Origin of the sequence: Pseudomonas sp. JV241A (assembly GCF_900275665.1) — a bacterium.
Taxonomy (GTDB): domain Bacteria; phylum Pseudomonadota; class Gammaproteobacteria; order Pseudomonadales; family Pseudomonadaceae; genus Aquipseudomonas; species Aquipseudomonas wadenswilerensis.
The window spans coordinates 219837-236921 of the sequence record NZ_OPYO01000033.1 but is presented as its reverse complement, the minus strand read 5'-3'; the positions used below and the strand labels follow the sequence as shown (position 1 = coordinate 236921).

Below are 17085 nucleotides of genomic sequence, written 5' to 3'. Positions count from 1 at the left end.
CTTGGGCGATGATCGAAATTGAGCCAATCAGATGGCAGCAGTGTTACCGCTGCCATCTGACCAGCAAAATTTGTTCCTTGATGCGCTGATTCTACCGCGAAGGTTAGACGAACTGCGCGGCCGCGTACGCCGAGGCCCAGGCCCACTGGAAGTTGAAGCCGCCCAGGTGGCCGCTGACGTCGAGCACTTCGCCGATAAAGTACAGGCCCGGGCTTTTCAGTGATTCCATGGTTTTCGACGAGACCTCGCGGGTATCGACGCCGCCCAGGGTCACCTCGGCCGTGCGGTAGCCTTCGGTGCCGGCCGGCACCACCTGCCAGGCCCCGAGCTTGTCGCTGACCTGGGCCAGTTCCGCCGGGGTGTACTGCTTCATCGGCTTGGAGACGAACCAGTGCTCGGCCAGCAGGTTGGCCATCTTCTTGGTGAAGATCTCCCCGAGCAGGGTCTTGAGCTCGCTGTTGGGGCGCTCGGCCTGTTGCTGTTGCAGCCAGCTCAGGGCGTCGTGCTCTGGCAGCAGGTTGATCTCTAGCGTGTCGCCGGCCTGCCAGAACGAAGAAATCTGCAGGATCGCCGGGCCGCTCAGGCCGCGGTGGGTGAACAGCAGGTTTTCCCGGAAGGCGGTGCCGTTGCAGCTGGCCACGCAGTCCACCGAGGTACCGGACAGTTCAGTGCAGATCGCCTTGAGCTGTGGTTCGGTGATGGTAAACGGCACCAGGCCCGCGCGGGTCGGCAGCAGGGTGTGGCCGAACTGGCGGGCGACCTGGTAGCCGAAACCGGTGGCGCCCAGGGTCGGGATCGACAGACCGCCGGTGGCGATCACCAATGACTGGCAGCGGAACTGTCCGGCGCTGGTTTCCAGCAGGTAGCCGCTGTCGAGTTTTTCGATCTGCTCGATGCGGGTATCCATGCGCAGCTCGGCGCCGGCGCTGGCGCATTCGTCGAGGAGCATGCCGAGGATGTCGCTGGACTTGTTATCGCAGAACAGCTGGCCGAGCTTCTTCTCGTGGTAGGGCACGCTGTGCTTGCCGACCATCTCGATGAAGTCCCACTGGGTGTAGCGGGCCAGGGCCGACTTGCAGAAGTGCGGGTTGTGCGAGAGGAAATTGCCCGGCTCGGTGTACATGTTGGTGAAGTTGCAGCGGCCACCGCCGGACATGAGGATTTTCTTGCCCGGTTTGTTGGCGTGGTCGAGCAACAGCACCTGACGGCCGCGTTTGGCGGCGCTCAAGGCGCACATCAGGCCGGCGGCGCCAGCGCCGATGATGATCACTTCGGTGGAACGCACTGCAAAATCCTCGAAATTCGATGGTGAAGCTATCGCGGGGCAAGCCCGCTCCTACAGCGATGGTGTGTAGGAGCGGGCTTGCCCCGCGAAAAGGTAATTAGACGATCCGCACCCGCAACGACCGCCCCTTGATCTTGCCGCTGTTGAGCCGCTGCAGCGCCTGCTTGGCCACCGCCCGCTCGACGGCGACAAATGCCTGGAAATCAAAAATGGCAATCTTGCCGACCTGCGTGCCCGGCAACCCGGCGTCACCGGTCAAGGCACCGAGGATATCGCCAGGGCGCAGCTTGTCCTTGCGCCCGGCAGCAATGCACAGGGTGCTCATGGTCGGCAGCAGCGGTGCACCATTCTGGGCCTTGAGGCTGTCCAGCTGTTCCCAGCGCAGGGCGGCCTTCTGCATGTCTTCGATGGCCTGGGCGCGATGACCTTCAGCCGGGGCCACCAGGCTCACCGCCAGGCCCTTCTCGCCAGCCCGGCCGGTACGGCCGACGCGGTGTACGTGGATCTCGGCATCGCGGGCCAGCTCGACGTTGATGACCATATCCAGGGCATCGATATCCAGGCCGCGTGCGGCGACATCGGTGGCCACCAGCACCGACAGGCTGCGGTTGGCGAACAGGGTAAGGACCTGGTCACGGTCGCGCTGCTCCAGGTCGCCATGCAGGGCCTGGGCGGCAATGCCCTTGGCCTGCAGGTGCTCGACCAGCTCCTGGCACTGCTGCTTGGTGAAGCAGAACGCCACGCACGACTGCGGACGGAAATGGTCGAGCAGCTTGCTCACCGCTTCCATGCGCTGGTCCGGGTTGATCTCGTAGAAGCGCTGCTCGATCTGGCTGTCGGCGTGCTGCGACTCGACCTTGACGGTCTGCGGGTCGCGCATGAAGGCCGAGGCCAGCTGCTTGATGCCGGCTGGGTAGGTGGCGGAGAACAGCAGGGTCTGGCGACGCTTCGGGGTCTGGCCGATGATGTCGGCGATGGCGTCGTAGAAGCCCATGTCGAGCATGCGGTCGGCTTCATCGAGCACCAGGGTGTTGAGGCCATCGAGCACCAGGGTGCCCTTGCTCAGGTGCTGCTGCACGCGGCCCGGGGTGCCGACGATGATGTGCGCGCCGTGCTCCAGCGAGGCGATCTGCGGGCCGAGGGACACGCCACCGCACAGGGTGAGGATCTTGATGTTGTCTTCGCTGCGGGCCAGGCGGCGCAGTTCTTTGGCCACCTGGTCGGCCAGCTCGCGGGTCGGGCACAGCACCAGCGCCTGGCAACCGAAGTAGCGCGGGTTGAGCGGGTTGAGCAGGCCGATGCCGAAGGCGGCAGTCTTGCCGCTGCCGGTCTTGGCCTGGGCGATCAGGTCCATGCCCTTGAGCATCACCGGCAGGCTCTGGGCCTGGATCGGGGTCATCTGGGCGTAGCCGAGGGCGTCCAGGTTGGCCAGCATGGCGGCGGACAGCGGCAAAGTGGCGAAGGCGGTGGCAATGGTGGTCACGAGACTGGCCTGCAAAACAAAATGTCGCGCAGTGTACCAGCCTCATGGCCTTTAGCCCTAAGGCTCGATCTCCGGTTCCGGACGAGGGGCACGCCTTCCGTCAGCCCTGGACAGCTGCATGAAGATCGCCGCCGCCAGCATGGCCATCAGGCCGATGGTCACGAAGGTCAGCTGGAACGCCCCGAGGGTACTCTCCACGCCCTCGGCGCTGCCCGCTGCGGTAAAGCCGCCAAGCAGGGCGCCGGCGCAGGCCACGCCGAGGCTCAGCGACAATTGCGCGACCACCGACAGCAGGCTGTTGCCACTGCTGGCGTTGTTGTCGTCCAGATCGATCAGGGTCACGGTGTTCATCGCCGTGAACTGCATCGAGTTGACCGCGCCCAGCAGGCCCAACTGCAACAGCAACAGGGCGTAAGGCGTCTGCTCGTCGACCAGTCCCAGGCTGGCCAGCAGCAGGCCTAGCAGCAGGGTGTTGCCGGTGAGAATGTTGCGGTAGCCAAAGCGCTCGATCAGCGGCCGGGCAATCGACTTGGCGACCATCGCTGCAGCGGCCAGCGGGATCATGCTCATGCCGGCCTGGGACGGTGAATAGCCCAGCGCCACCTGCAGCAACAGCGGCACCAGAAACGGCAGCGCGCCGCTGCCCAGGCGGGCGAACAGGTTGCCGAGGATGCCCACCGAAAAGGTCCGGGTGTGGAACAGTTTTGGCGAAAACAGCGGGTTGTCGATGCTACCCGCACGTAGCCAGTAGGCGGCCAGGCAGGCCATGCCGGCGAACAGCAGCAGCATCACCCGCAGGTGCGGCAAATGCAGCTCGCCCAGGCCTTCCATGGCAATGGTGATCAGTACCATCGCCGCGCCGAACAGCACGAAGCCGATGCCGTCGAAGCGGGTACGTTCCGAGCCGCGCAGGTCGGGGATGAACTTCCACACCGCATAACAGCCGATGGCGCCAACGGGCAGGTTGAGCAGGAAGATCCAGTGCCAGCTGAGAATCTCCACCAGCCAGCCACCCATGGTCGGGCCCAGCAGTGGGCCGAGCAGACCGGGGATGGTGATGAAGCTCATGATCCGCACCAGCTCCGAACGCGGGTAAGCGCGCAGTACGACCAAGCGCCCGACCGGCAGCATCAATGCCCCGCCCAGGCCCTGGATCACCCGCGCCGCCACCAGCATGCCGAGGCTGCTGGCCAGGGCGCAGAGCAGTGAACCGAGGCTGAACAGCAGGATCGCGCCAAAGAAGATGCGTTTGGTACCGAAGCGGTCGGCGATCCAGCCTGAAGCCGGGATCAGCAGGGCCACGGTGAGCATGTAGGCGATGATCACCGACTGCATGCGCAGCGGGTCCTCGGCCAGGTCGCGGGCCATGGCCGGCAGGGCGGTGTTGAGGATGGTGCCGTCGAGCGACTGCATGAAGAAGGCGATGGCCACTACCCAGGGGATCCAGCGGGCGGTGGTCGGGTCCAGCGGGGCGCGGTTGGGCATGGGTTTGCGTGTAGTCCTTTAGGGCCTCTTCGCGGGGCAAGCCCGCTCCTACCGGATCGTAGGAGCGGGCTTGCCCCGCGAAAGGCTAATCACAGTGTCAACGTCAGGCGTTTGACCAAAGCTCCCGGCAAATGGCTCGAACTGGTCTGGCGCTGCCCGTAGGTGCTGGTCGACAGAATCAACTCGCGCTCTGCGGTCAACGCTTCCAGCTGCGACCCCAGCAAGCTGTAGACGCTGTCGTCAAAGCGCATGGTGCTCACCGGCGCCTGGATCTCGCCGTTCTCGACCCAGAAGGTGGCAAAGCGGGTCAGGCCGGTCATGCGCGCGGCGGGCAGGTCCGAGTAGTTCAGGTACCAGAGGTTGCTGATGTACAGGCCGGTGCCCAGGCGGGCGAGGATTTCGCTGTGCGCAAGCAAACCCGGCGCCATGCTCAGGGCGCACGGCGACTCATAGCTATCGGCACCGTTGGCCGCCAGTTCGAACTCGGCGGCGCTGCGGGCGCAGATCAGCCGGTCAAGGGCCTGGCCCTGATCGATCAGGCGCAAGTCGCTGCGCAGCAAGCCTTCGTCAGAGAACGACGGGCTCAGCGAACCGCTGACCTGCTCGGCAATGCTGGTCAACGGGCTCAGGCTGGCATCGCCGCTGTACAGGCGTTGCAGCGGGCTGTTCTTGGTGGCGATGGCCTGGGCCGAGAAGCCCCCCCAGCAGAGCATGCCCATGATTTCGTCCAGCGCCGCCGGTGCCAGGTAGGCGCGGTACTGGCCGGGGGCGAGCTTTTTCAGCGGGCGGCCGAGGTAGTCCAGTTGCTCGCGGGTCTGCTGCAGGCGCGCGGCGAAGGCCTCGTGGTCCCAGGTTTGCCCGGCATAGTTGGCTTTGACCGCCTCGCCGTTGCTGTGGAACAAGCTCCAGTCGAAGTTGAAGCTGTTGGCCTGGTGCCAGCCAAAGGCCCCGAACGAGCTGGCGAAGCCCCGGCAGATCGGGCCCGCGGCGTAGATGCCAACCAGGTCCAGATCACCCGCGCCTTGCTCGATCTGCGCCAGTACCTCGGCGCTGTCAGGCAGCGGTTGATCCTGCACGCTATGGCTTTGCCAGGCGCTGTCGTTGAGTTGCAGGTAAGGGTCGGGTTCGAGCAGCGGCAGGGTCTGGCGTAGTTGCTCCAGAGCCTGTTGCAAGCGCAGTTGGTCGACTTCGGCGTCGTTGCCGAGGGTGAACTGCAACTCGGCCTGACGCCCGTCGGCGATCAGCTTGAGCACGCAACTGGCCTGTTGCACTTCACCGGCCTGGCGTACCTTGGCGTGGTTGAAACGGATGAACTGCGAGTGTTCGCCGCTGTAGCTGAGGGTGAAATGCTCGGGGGCGCGTACTGCGTCGCGCAGGCTGGCGACCAAGTGCTGGAAGCTTTGCAGTGGATTGGCAGCCATCAGGCGTCTCCTCCGAATACGTCGATCTGGCTGAATATGCAGGCGGGAGAGGCGTGGCCTACCCGTACCACCTGGTTCGGCTCGCCCTTGCCGCAGTTCGGTGTACCCAGTACCTGCAAGGTGCTGGCGTCACCGACGGCGCTGAGGTTGCTCCAGAACTGTGCGGAGATCCCGCGGTAATTGGGGTTCTTGACCACACCCTTGAGCTCGCCGTTTTCGATCAACTGACCCCACTCGCAACCGAACTGGAACTTGTTGCGCGCATCGTCGATCGACCATGAGCGGTTGGTACGCATGAGGATGCCCTGCTCGATGCCGCCGATCAGTTGCTCAAGGGTCTTGTCCCCCGGCTCGATGTTGAGGTTGGCCATGCGGTCGATTGGCGCGCGGTTCCAGCCGCAGGCGCGGCTGTTGGCCACCCCTTCAAGGCCTGAGCGGAACTGCGACAGGGCGCCACCCAACGGGCGAATCAGCAGGCCGTCCTTGATCAGGTACTGCTTGTGCGCGGCGCTGCCGTCATCGTCATGGCTGTAGCTGGCGAGCTCCTCGCGGATCGACGGATCGAAGGTTACGTTGAGCAGTTTAGAGCCGTATTGCAGGCTGCCGAAGTCGCTGGCCTTGACGAAACTGGTGCCGGCGTAATTGCGCTCGTCGCCGAGGATGCGGTCCATTTCCAGCGGGTGGCCGATGGATTCATGGATCTGCAGCATCATCTGGTCGGGCATCAGCAGCAGGTCGCGCACACCGCTCGGGGTGTTCGGCGCCAGCAGCAGTTGCAGGGCCTGGTCAGCGACCTTGGCCCCGGCACCGACCAGGCCGCAACGCTCAATCACGTCCAGGCCGCCCTGCTGGCCGAAGTTGTCCCGGCCCAGGGTGCGGGTCTGGCTGTCCTGACCGTCGAAGGCGGTGGTGCTGAAGCCTGGGTAGATAAAACGCTGGGCCTGGCGCAGTTCGGCGCCGGCGGTGTTCAGGTAGATCTGCTCGATGTTGCTGACGCCAAGGCTGGCCTGCCAGTTCACCAGGCGGCTGTCATTCGGCACGCTGGCCGACTCTTGGGCGAGCAGGGCGTAGCAGTCGCCCAGAGACGGGAAAGCTTGCTCGAGGTTGGGTGAGCAGTAGTCGGAGCGGCCGGTGGCCACCGGTTGTTCGCGCAGGTCGAGCAGGGCGCGCCCGGCGATCTGCCGGGCCAGTGCCTCAGCCTGCTCCAGAGCGCGTTGCAAGCCGGATTGCGACAGGTCGGCGGTGGCCGCGTAGGTTTCCACGCCATTGAGGCGCACGGTGAGCATTGCGCCTTCGTCGCGGCCGAGGAACGGCGGCTCGGCGATATTCTTGCGCACCGACAGGTGCTGCTGGCTCTGCTGCACATAACGCAGGGAGAAAAATTCGCCACTGCTGCGCAGGGCGGCGAAGCGCTGACGCAGCAATGCGGTCAACTCGAACATGCGGGAACCTCCGTGTGCGCGGTGGTTCCCCCTCAGAACCACTCGTCGTGCATGCTCAGGCAGGTATCGTCACGGGCCGCGAGCAATGCCAGCTCATTATGGCAGCCCGGCACTTCCCAGGTCAGGAAATAACGCGCCGCCTGCAATTTGCCCAGGTAGAAGTCGCGATCGGCCGGGTTGCCGCGGGCCAGACCCTGTTCGGCACGGACCGCCTGCTCCAGCCAGCGCCAGCCGATCACGCAGTGGCCGAAGGCCTTGAGGTACAGCGCCGAGTTGGCCAGGGCAGTGTTGACCTGACCCTGGGCCAGATCAGCGAGCAGGCCCAGGGTCACTTCCTGCAGGCGGTTGAGCAACTGCTCCAGCGGTACCCGCAGGCGATCCAGGCTGCTGTGTTGGTGGGCTTGCTCGCAAGTCGTGGCGATCAGGCGGACCAGTTGCTTGAGCCCGGCACCACCGTTCTGTGCCAGTTTGCGCCCGAGCAGGTCCAGCGACTGGATACCGTGGGTGCCTTCGTGAATGGGATTCAGGCGGTTGTCGCGGTAGTACTGTTCGACCGGGTACTCGCGGGTGTAACCATGGCCGCCAAGAATCTGGATGGCCAGCTCGTTGGCCTTCAGGCAAAACTCCGAAGGCCAGGATTTGACGATCGGCGTCAGCAGGTCGAGCAGTTCCTGGGCCTGTTGGCGAACCGCTTCGCTCCCGCCGCTCTGAGTGTCATCAAACAGCCGCGCCGCGTACAGGCCCAGGTCGAAGGCGCCTTCGACGTAGGCCTTCTGGGTCAGCAGCATGCGTTTCACATCGCTGTGGCTGATGATCGGCACGGCGGCGGTGGCCGGATCCTTGTTGTCTGGCAGGCGTCCCTGCGGCCGCTGACGGGCGTACTCCAACGAATACAGGTAGCCGGCATAACCGAGCATCACCGCGCCCATGCCGACGCCGATGCGCGCCTCGTTCATCATCTGGAACATGCAGGCCAGCCCCTGGTGCGGCTTGCCCAGCAGATAACCGACGCACTGACCGTTGTCGCCGAAGTTCAGCGCTGTCGAGGTAGTGCCGCGCCAACCCATCTTGTGGAACAGACCGGCCAGCAGTACATCGTTGCGCGGGCCCAGGCTACCGTCGGCATTGACCAGGAACTTGGGCACGATAAACAGCGAAATGCCCTTCACCCCGGGCGACGCATCCGGCAGCTTGGCCAGGACCATATGCACGATGTTTTCCGACAGTGGATGGTCGCCGGCGGAAATGAAAATCTTGTTGCCGCGCAGCCGATAGCTGCCATCGCCAGCCGGTTCGGCGCGGGTGCGGATATCGGCCAGGGACGAACCGGCGTGCGGCTCGGTGAGGGCCATGGTGCCGAAGAAACGGCCTTCGATCATCGGCTGCAGGAACAGGCGTTTCTGCTCGTCGCTGCCAAAGCTTTCAATCAGGTTGGCGGCGCCCATGGTCAGGAACGGGTAGGCCGTGGTCCCGGCGTTGGCGGCCTGGAAGTGGGCGAAGCAGGCTTGCGACAGCAGGGTCGGCAACTGCATGCCACCGGCTTCGAAGTCACGGCAGGCATTGAGAAAGCCGGCCTCAAGGAAGGCATCCACCGCAGGCTTAACCTCGGGAATCAACACGGCTTCGCCATTTTCAAAACGCGGCTCGTGCTCATCGCCTTTGCGGTTGTGCGGGGCGAAGTACTTTTCGGCGATGGTCCGCGCGGTGGCCAGGGCGGCGTCGAAGGTTTCGCGGTTGTGCTCGGTAAAGCGCGGGCGTTGGGTCAGGGCCTCGGCGTCGAGCACTTCGTAGAGTTCGAAGGCCAGGTTGCGGGCGCTGAGCAGAGTCTCGGACATGGCGGCATTCCTGTCTGGGGATGGGCCGAGTCTAGGTAGTGACGTTGCTACTGCACAGCGAAATAGATGCGGGTGATGGCAGGGCACAAGGCGTTTGGGAATGTTCGTACCCTTGTTTCGGAGCCAGAGGGCAGATCTGTGATGCACGAGCAGGCTTAGATGGTCGGCCCATTACCGAAGGCCGTAGCCATGACCACTAACAGCACCGCTTCGATGAGCCCTGACCTCCCTGATACCCCAGTCAGCGGGCCAATGTTCTTCGTCGTATCGATCAGAAAGATGATTGTGATGAACCTGTTCACCTTTGGTCTTTATTGGGCTTTTTGCCATTACCAAAGCTGGGCGCTCTACCGGCGGGAAACCGGGGAGCGAGTCTTGCCGCTGGTAAGAAGCATCTTCGGCATTCTGTTTCTTTACAGCCTGCTGAGCAGGGTCGATGGGCAATTGCACCTGTCTGGTCGAAGCTACAGGTGGTCGCCGTTCTGGTTGGTATGCGCCTTGATCCTGCTGACAGCGCTCTCGTTGTGGGCAAATCAGATGATGGAGCTGGCGCCGCTGCCTTTGTTGAGTGCGGTATTGGCTATGGATGTCTTGATACTTTGGGTGGTGGCCAGAATTCAGGGGGCGATAAATACCTGCGTGGGCGACCCGAAAGGCCAGTCAAATTCCCGGTTGTCACTCCTGAACTGGGCATGGATGTCGGTTGGAATCCTGGTTTGGGTAGTACTGGTGTCTTTTCTCGTGGTTTTGCTGGCGGGGCTTTTCATCGTGACGTTTGCTGATGCCTGAGGCCTCCAGTCGTCAGCCTATGAATCAGCTCCCACTTATAACCCGATATTGGTGGGGTGGGATGGATGCATTTTTTATTGTCTTGTATGTCCAGGGCAGTCTTCGTAGAGGTCAGATCCTCTATTACACCGACGCCCAAAACATGATCGGGTTGCTTCAGGATCATGGCATTTTCGCCAAGTGGCTCGCGGATATGAGCTTCACCTTGCATCTGTCGATCATTGTCAGCTGTTTGCTGTTGTTGGCGGGGCGGAAGTCGGGGGTTTATCTCGGTTTGTTACAGATTCCATTTCGGCTGATGTTCATGGTGCCGTCCATTTCGATTCTATTGGTATGGGCAAAGCTGTCGCCAGCCTACAGCCTCTGGCTCATGCTTGTTTTGGTCATTGCTTCCGAGGTCGTGAAGGCGGGTAGCCTGTGGTGGCTGTTACATCATCAGCGTGCGAAATTTCTGGGCTAGAAAGCATCGCGGGCCAAGCCTGCTCCTACGTTATAGGAGCGGGCTTGACCCGCGATAGAGGTGCCGCAGGCTATCAGCCGATAGTCATCAGGCTCGCGTTGCCACCGGCAGCTGCGGTGTTGACGCTCAGCGCGCGCTCGATCACCAGGCGCTCCAGGGCAATCGCGGTTTCACCCGACGACAGGCCGTGAACACCGACGATGGCACCGGCGCGCTTGGCCACCTGCTCGCACACGGCGCGCAGTTGGTCGGAGTCGCCGTGATGGAGGACGGCGTCGAACACCACTTCGTCCTTGTTCCAGTCGGCCACCAGCTGGATGCGCGCTTGCACTTCCTTCGGCAGACGATTGCGCAGGGTCTTGCTCAACTCGCCTTCCGGCCAGACAGCCGAGCTACCTACGGCCAGGACCGCGGCCAACTGGGTCAGCAGGTCAGCTTCGACCTCGGCCAGGCACAGCACGTGCTCGCGCGGCAGGATGGTGTAGCTGTTGCGCTCGCCAGTCGGGCCCGCCAGCAGGCGGCTGATACCGCTTTGCGATTGCTGGGCGAACTGTTCGCACAAGCCGCTCAGGTCGTTCAGCTGATTGCTCGCCGCCCAGGCTTTGAGGGCTTGCAGCGGTTTGCTCAGGCTGTCGCGCAGGCGGGTGTCCGGGGCGTTTTCGCCGTCGGTGCGCTGGAACGACTGCTCGATGGCGCCGGCCGGACGGGTCGACAGCAGGCGGTACAGGTACAGCGGGCCACCGGCTTTCGGGCCGGTACCCGACAGGCCTTCACCACCGAACGGCTGTACGCCGACCACGGCACCGACGATGTTGCGGTTGACGTAGACGTTACCGGCGTTGACGTTGTCGATGACCTTGGCAATGGTTTCGTCGATCCGGGTGTGCACACCCAGGGTCAGGCCGTAACCGGACGCGTTGATCTGCTCGATCAGCTGGTCGAGGTTCTTGCGGTTGTAGCGCACCACGTGCAGTACCGGGCCGAAGATCTCGCGTTGCAGCTCGTCGAAGCTTTCCAGTTCGATCAGGGTTGGCATCACGAAGGTGCCGCGCTTGATCTCTTCACCATCGGCGATTGCCATCTGGTACACGGTACGGCCTTTGTCGCGCATACCCTGGATGTGCTTCTCGATACCCGTCTTGGCTTCGGCGTCGATCACCGGGCCAATGTCCACGGCCAGGCGCTCGGGGTTACCCAGACGACTTTCAGCCATGGCGCCCTTGAGCATTTCGATGACGCGGTCGGCGGAATCTTCCTGCAGGCACAGTACGCGCAGTGCCGAGCAACGCTGACCGGCGCTGTCGAAGGCCGACGACACTACGTCGATGACCACTTGTTCGGTGAGCGCCGAGGAGTCGACGATCATCGCGTTCTGGCCACCGGTTTCGGCGATCAGCGGGATCGGGCGGCCCTGGGCATCCAGGCGGCCGGCGATGTTGCGTTGCAGCAGGCGCGCAACTTCGGTGGAACCGGTGAACATTACGCCTTTGACCCGATCATCACCGACCAGACGGGCGCCGACGGTTTCACCGCGGCCTGGCAGCAGTTGCACCACGCCTTCCGGGATACCGGCTTCGAGCAGCAGGCGCACGGCCTGGGCTGCGACCAGCGGCGTTTGTTCGGCCGGCTTGGCCAGCACCGGGTTGCCAGCGGCAAGCGCAGCGGCAACCTGGCCGCTGAAGATCGCCAGCGGGAAGTTCCATGGGCTGATGCACACCACCGGACCCAGTGGGCGGTGGGCGTCATTGCTGAAATCGTTACGTGCCTGCACGGCGTAGTAGCGCAGGAAGTCGACTGCTTCACGCACTTCGGCAATGGCGTTGGCGAAGGTCTTGCCGGCTTCACGGGCAAGCAGGCCCATCAGCGGCTGGATCTCGGCTTCCATCAGGTCGGCGGCACGTTCCAGGATCGCCGCGCGTTCGGCTGGCGGGGTGGCCTGCCAGATCGGCGCGGCGTTGAGGGCGCACTGGATGGCGTTGTCGACGTCGGTAACGGTGGCTTCCTGAACATGACCGACCACATCGCGCAGATCGGACGGGTTCAATACCGGTGCCGCTGCCTCGTTACTCGAAGCGCAACCGAGCATCGGCGCGGCTTTCCAGTCATTGTGGGCAGTGGCCAGCAGGGCGCAGGACAGCGAAGCCAGACGGTGTTCGTTGGCCAGGTCGATACCGGCGGAGTTGGCCCGCTCGGCGCCATACAGGTCGCGCGGCAGCGGAATGCGTGGGTGCGGCAGGCCGAAGTTGCCTTCCTGGGTGGCCATCTGCTCGATGGTGGCGACCGGGTCGGCGACCAGTTCCTGGATCGAGATCGACTGGTCGGCAATACGGTTGACGAACGAGGTGTTGGCGCCGTTTTCCAGCAGGCGGCGAACCAGGTAGGCCAGCAGGGTTTCATGGGTGCCGACTGGTGCGTACACGCGGCACGGACGGTTCAGCTTGCCATCGGCGACCTTGCCGACAACCTGTTCGTACAGCGGCTCGCCCATGCCGTGCAGGCACTGGAACTCGTACTGGCCCGGGTAATAGTTCTGACCCGCAATGTGGTAGATGGCCGACAGGGTGTGAGCGTTGTGGGTGGCGAACTGCGGGTAGATGACTTCTGGCACCGACAGCAGTTTGCGTGCGCAAGCAATGTAGGAAACGTCGGTGTACACCTTGCGGGTGTAGACCGGGTAGCCTTCCAGGCCTTCGACCTGGGCGCGCTTGATCTCGCTGTCCCAGTAGGCGCCTTTTACCAGGCGGATCATCAGGCGATGGCGGCTGCGGCGGGCCAGGTCGATGACGTAGTCGATTACATACGGGCAGCGCTTCTGGTACGCCTGGATAACGAAACCGATACCGTTCCAGCCGGTCAGTTGCGGCTCGAAGCACAGGCGCTCGAGCAGGTCCAGCGACAGCTCCAGGCGGTCGGCTTCTTCGGCGTCGATGTTCAGGCCGATGTCGTATTGCTTGGCCAGTAGGGTCAGCGACAGCAGGCGCGGGTACAGCTCTTCCATGACGCGCTCGTACTGGGCGCGGCTGTAGCGTGGGTGCAGGGCCGAGAGCTTGATCGAGATGCCCGGGCCTTCATAGATGCCGCGGCCGTGGGAGGCCTTGCCGATCGAGTGGATGGCCTGCTCGTAGGACGCCAGGTACTTCTGTGCGTCATGTTCGGTCAGAGCGGCTTCACCGAGCATGTCGTAGGAGTAACGGAAGCCTTTGGCTTCGAACTTGCTGGCGTTGGCCAGGGCCTCGGCGATGGTTTCGCCGGTCACGAACTGCTCGCCCATCAGGCGCATGGCCATGTCGACGCCCTTGCGGATCATCGGCTCGCCGCTCTTGCCGATGATGCGGCTGAGCGAAGAGGTGAGGCCGGATTCATTGTGGGTCGAGACCAGCTTGCCGGTCAGCAGCAGGCCCCAGGTGGCAGCGTTGACGAACAGCGACGGGCTGTTGCCCAGGTGCGGCTGCCAGTTGCCGGTACTGATCTTGTCGCGGATCAGGGCGTCGCGAGTGCCTTTATCGGGGATGCGCAGCAGCGCTTCGGCCAGGCACATCAGCGCCACGCCTTCTTGGGACGACAGGGAAAATTCCTGCAGCAGGCCCTGAACAATGCCGGCACGGCCGCCAGCGCTCTTCTGGTTACGCAGTTTTTCGGCGATGCCGGCGGCCAGCTTGTTGGTGGCTTCGGCCATGGCGGCCGGCAGGCGTGCCTGCTCCAGCAGCATCGGCACCACTTCCGGCTCGGGGCGGCGGTAGGCGGCGGTGATGGCCGAGCGCAGTACCGATTGCGGCAGGATGCTCTCGGCGAACTCGAGGAAGCACTGGTGGGCGTGGTCGGCCTGGACTTCGCCGGCATCGTCGGCATGAATGCCTGGCTGACCGTTGAGTTCGGTCAGGGTGGCGCCACCCTCGAGCTTCTCCAGGTAATTGAAGATCGCTTGCTTGATCAACCAGTGCGGCGTGCGGTCGATGGACGTCGCAGCTGCTTTGAGTCGCTCACGGGTAGGGTCGTCGAGTTTGACCCCAAGGGTGGTCGTCGCCATTTCTTATCCTCATTATTGCCACAGGTTGTGGCTTAAGCTGGCGCCAAGATTATCCGTGCGCGAATTTGGGTGCAACCTAGTGCAACCCAAAATATGTAGGAAATAAGTGCTACTCGTCCGGAGGGTAAAGCCACACAGCAAAAATGGCTGTTTGTGGTGCGTTTTCTTCTGGTAACGGTGGTTCTTGCTCCGAAAGGGAGCAAAAAACTGCTGTTACGCAAAAAATCCGACGAGGTGCAACTTGAAAGTAAAAACAGGTTGCACCCTCTTTGCGTTGTTGCATAGGATTCGCGGCCTGGGTGCAACCTCCTCTGAGGCTGTCGCTACATAAAAACAAACGCCAGGGCGCAACAATGAGTGTAAGCAATCCAACCTTGATCACGTTCGTGATCTACATCGCGGCAATGGTGCTGATCGGCTTCATGGCCTATCGCTCTACCAACAACCTTTCTGATTACATTCTTGGCGGTCGCAGCCTCGGCAGCGTGGTCACCGCGCTTTCGGCCGGTGCGTCGGACATGAGTGGCTGGCTGTTGATGGGCCTGCCGGGCGCTATCTACATGTCGGGTCTGTCGGAAAGCTGGATCGCCATCGGCCTGATCGTCGGTGCCTACCTGAACTGGCTGTTCGTCGCCGGCCGCCTGCGCGTGCAGACCGAGCACAACGGTGATGCACTGACCCTGCCGGATTACTTCTCCAGCCGTTTCGAAGACAACAGCGGGTTGCTGCGGATCATCTCCGCGGTGGTAATCCTGGTGTTCTTCACCATCTATTGCGCCTCCGGCATCGTTGCCGGCGCCCGTCTGTTCGAAAGTACCTTCGGCATGTCCTACGAGACAGCGCTGTGGGCTGGCGCAGCGGCGACCATTGCCTACACCTTTGTTGGTGGCTTCCTGGCGGTGAGCTGGACCGATACCGTCCAGGCCACACTGATGATCTTCGCCCTGATCCTGACTCCGGTGATCGTGCTGATCGCAACCGGTGGCTTTGACACGACTTTTGCCGCCATCGAGTTGAAGGATGCGGGCAACTTCGACATGCTCAAGGGCACTACCTTCATCGGCATTATCTCGCTGATGGGCTGGGGTCTGGGCTACTTCGGCCAGCCGCATATCCTGGCGCGCTTCATGGCCGCTGACTCGGTCAAGTCGATCGCTAAAGCCCGTCGCATTTCCATGACCTGGATGATCCTCTGCCTGGTGGGTACCTGCGCCGTTGGTTTCTTCGGTATCGCCTACTTCTCGGCGCATCCTGAAGTGGCCGGTCCGGTCACCGAGAACCACGAGCGTGTGTTCATCGAGCTGGCCAAGATTCTCTTCAACCCTTGGATTGCCGGTGTTCTGCTGTCGGCCATCCTGGCGGCGGTCATGAGTACCCTGAGCTGCCAGCTGCTGGTGTGCTCCAGCGCCCTGACCGAAGACTTCTACAAGACCTTCCTGCGCAAGGGTGCCTCGCAGCTGGAGCTGGTCTGGGTCGGTCGCGCCATGGTGCTGCTGGTGGCCGTGGTTGCCATCCTCATCGCTTCCAACCCTGAGAACCGCGTACTGGGCCTGGTCAGCTACGCCTGGGCAGGCTTCGGTGCCGCCTTCGGTCCGGTGGTGCTGATCTCGGTCCTGTGGAAAGGCATGACCCGTGACGGCGCACTGGCCGGTATCCTGGTGGGTGCGATCACCGTTGTGGTGTGGAAGCACTTCTCTATCTGGGGTCTGTACGAGATCATCCCGGGCTTCATTCTCGGCGCCCTGGCGATCTACTTCGTCAGCCGGGCCGGCAACCCGTCGAAAGGCATGGTGTCGCGCTTCGAAGCTGCCGACGAGGCGTTCAAGGCCGGTCGCTGATCGGCTGCTGAGCTTCGCCTGACAACGGCCCGGCCTCGCAAGAGCCCGGGTCGTTGTCGTTTTGGCGGCCCGTGCCTGACGCCGCCCGCATGACAAGGTAAACTGCGCGGTCTTGCAGGAGTTGCCATGAACTATCGTCACGCCTTCCACGCCGGCAACCACGCCGACGTCTTCAAACACCTTGTGCTGACCCGCCTCATCGCTTTGATGTCGCGCAAGGAACAGCCGTTTGCCTACCTCGATACCCACGCAGGCCTCGGGCTTTATGACCTGCAGGGCGACCAGGCGACGCGTACCGGCGAGTGGCTGGAAGGTATCGGCCGTCTCTGGGGGCGCGATGACCTGCCGGAGGTAACCGCAGATTACCTGCGCATCCTGCGCAAGATGAACCCTGACGGCGAGCTGCGCTACTACCCGGGTTCCCCGGAGCTGGCCCGGCGCCTGGCCCGCCAGCAGGACCGTGTGCTGCTCAACGAGAAGCACCCCGAAGACGGCCGCCTGCTCAAGGACAACATGAAGAAGGACCCGCGCGTCGCCGTGCACCTGGGCGAGGGCTGGCATGTACCGCGGGCCTTGCTGCCAGTGCAGGAAAAGCGTGCAGTGATGCTGATCGACCCGCCGTTCGAGCAGGCCGACGAGCTCAAGCGCTGCACCCAGGCGATGAAAGAGACCATCAGTCGCATGCGCCAGACCGTCGCAGCCATCTGGTACCCGATCAAGGATCAGCGCCAGCTGGTGCGTTTCTACCAGGACCTGACCAGCACCGGTGCGCCGAAGCTGCTGCGGATCGAGCTCTATGTGCATCCGCAGGACAGCCCGCAGGGCCTTAACGGTTCTGGCCTGGCAATTGCCAACCCGCCATGGGGCCTGGAAGAGGAGCTGCGTGCACTGCTGCCGTGGCTGGCTCAGGTGCTGGCGCAGACCCAGGGTAGCTGGCGGATGGATTGGTTGATCGCCGAATAACCGCTGTAGGAGCGGGCTTGCCCCGCGATGCGGTATGTCTGAATGTATGCAATCGCG

11 protein-coding genes are annotated in these 17085 nt (G+C 63.1%); 4 read left to right on the top strand and 7 right to left on the bottom strand.

Features of this window, described 5'->3' with window-relative positions; translation table 11 throughout:
- Positions 1 to 103 precede the first annotated feature (103 nt).
- The 6 genes from JV241A_RS22735 to JV241A_RS22710 form a co-directional block, all read right to left on the bottom strand.
- On the bottom strand, positions 104 to 1285 hold the full coding sequence (locus tag JV241A_RS22735) for an NAD(P)/FAD-dependent oxidoreductase (protein ID WP_115089200.1): 1182 nt from the start codon (positions 1283 to 1285) through the stop codon (positions 104 to 106).
- Between the two features lie 97 nt (positions 1286 to 1382).
- On the bottom strand, positions 1383 to 2720 hold the full coding sequence (dbpA, locus tag JV241A_RS22730; protein ID WP_233673590.1) for an ATP-dependent RNA helicase DbpA: 1338 nt from the start codon (positions 2718 to 2720) through the stop codon (positions 1383 to 1385).
- 105 nt (positions 2721 to 2825) lie between these two features.
- Positions 2826 to 4253, bottom strand: coding sequence for a multidrug transporter subunit MdtD (gene mdtD, locus JV241A_RS22725; RefSeq protein WP_115089195.1), 1428 nt, complete (start codon positions 4251 to 4253; stop codon positions 2826 to 2828).
- An 89-nt stretch (positions 4254 to 4342) separates the two neighbouring features.
- Positions 4343 to 5674, bottom strand: coding sequence for a metallopeptidase TldD-related protein (locus JV241A_RS22720; protein ID WP_115089193.1), 1332 nt, complete (start codon positions 5672 to 5674; stop codon positions 4343 to 4345).
- Positions 5674 to 7116, bottom strand: coding sequence for a TldD/PmbA family protein (locus JV241A_RS22715; protein ID WP_134064570.1), 1443 nt, complete (start codon positions 7114 to 7116; stop codon positions 5674 to 5676). Before JV241A_RS22715 ends, JV241A_RS22720 begins: the two co-directional genes overlap by 1 nt.
- A 32-nt stretch (positions 7117 to 7148) precedes the next feature.
- Entirely contained in the window at positions 7149 to 8951 is a 1803-nt protein-coding gene (locus JV241A_RS22710; protein WP_134064568.1) for an acyl-CoA dehydrogenase, read from the bottom strand.
- A gap of 189 nt (positions 8952 to 9140) precedes the next feature.
- Here JV241A_RS22710 and JV241A_RS22705 point away from each other — a divergent pair, with 189 nt between their 5' ends.
- Both JV241A_RS22705 and JV241A_RS22700 read left to right on the top strand, forming a co-directional pair.
- Positions 9141 to 9740, top strand: coding sequence for a hypothetical protein (locus JV241A_RS22705; protein ID WP_134064566.1), 600 nt, complete (start codon positions 9141 to 9143; stop codon positions 9738 to 9740).
- A 61-nt stretch (positions 9741 to 9801) separates the two neighbouring features.
- Complete coding sequence (locus tag JV241A_RS22700) at positions 9802 to 10200, top strand: hypothetical protein (protein ID WP_134064564.1); 399 nt, start codon at positions 9802 to 9804, stop codon at positions 10198 to 10200.
- Between the two features lie 73 nt (positions 10201 to 10273).
- On the opposite strand, the gene putA is transcribed toward JV241A_RS22700, so the two are convergent.
- Entirely contained in the window at positions 10274 to 14227 is a 3954-nt protein-coding gene (putA, locus tag JV241A_RS22695) for a trifunctional transcriptional regulator/proline dehydrogenase/L-glutamate gamma-semialdehyde dehydrogenase (RefSeq protein ID WP_134064562.1), read from the bottom strand.
- A 353-nt stretch (positions 14228 to 14580) separates the two neighbouring features.
- On the opposite strand from putA, the gene putP reads away from it, so the two are divergent.
- Positions 14581 to 16065, top strand: coding sequence for a sodium/proline symporter PutP (gene putP / locus JV241A_RS22690; protein WP_115089180.1), 1485 nt, complete (start codon positions 14581 to 14583; stop codon positions 16063 to 16065).
- Positions 16066 to 16191: 126 nt separating this feature from the next.
- The gene (locus JV241A_RS22685; RefSeq protein WP_115089178.1) at positions 16192 to 17028 is read left to right on the top strand and encodes a 23S rRNA (adenine(2030)-N(6))-methyltransferase RlmJ; all 837 of its coding nucleotides are present in this window, start codon (positions 16192 to 16194) and stop codon (positions 17026 to 17028) included.
- The last annotated feature ends 57 nt before the right edge of the window (positions 17029 to 17085 follow it).

Coding starts and splice junctions, on each gene's coding strand:
- dbpA (WP_233673590.1), bottom strand. CDS start 2,720: ATGCTGGCCAACCTGGACGCCCTCGGCTACGCCCAGATGACCCCGATC.
- mdtD (WP_115089195.1), bottom strand. CDS start 4,253: ATGCCCAACCGCGCCCCGCTGGACCCGACCACCGCCCGCTGGATCCCC.
- JV241A_RS22720 (WP_115089193.1), bottom strand. CDS start 5,674: ATGGCTGCCAATCCACTGCAAAGCTTCCAGCACTTGGTCGCCAGCCTG.
- JV241A_RS22715 (WP_134064570.1), bottom strand. CDS start 7,116: ATGTTCGAGTTGACCGCATTGCTGCGTCAGCGCTTCGCCGCCCTGCGC.
- JV241A_RS22710 (WP_134064568.1), bottom strand. CDS start 8,951: ATGTCCGAGACTCTGCTCAGCGCCCGCAACCTGGCCTTCGAACTCTAC.
- JV241A_RS22705 (WP_134064566.1), top strand. CDS start 9,141: ATGACCACTAACAGCACCGCTTCGATGAGCCCTGACCTCCCTGATACC.
- JV241A_RS22700 (WP_134064564.1), top strand. CDS start 9,802: ATGGATGCATTTTTTATTGTCTTGTATGTCCAGGGCAGTCTTCGTAGA.
- putA (WP_134064562.1), bottom strand. CDS start 14,227: ATGGCGACGACCACCCTTGGGGTCAAACTCGACGACCCTACCCGTGAG.
- putP (WP_115089180.1), top strand. CDS start 14,581: ATGAGTGTAAGCAATCCAACCTTGATCACGTTCGTGATCTACATCGCG.
- JV241A_RS22685 (WP_115089178.1), top strand. CDS start 16,192: ATGAACTATCGTCACGCCTTCCACGCCGGCAACCACGCCGACGTCTTC.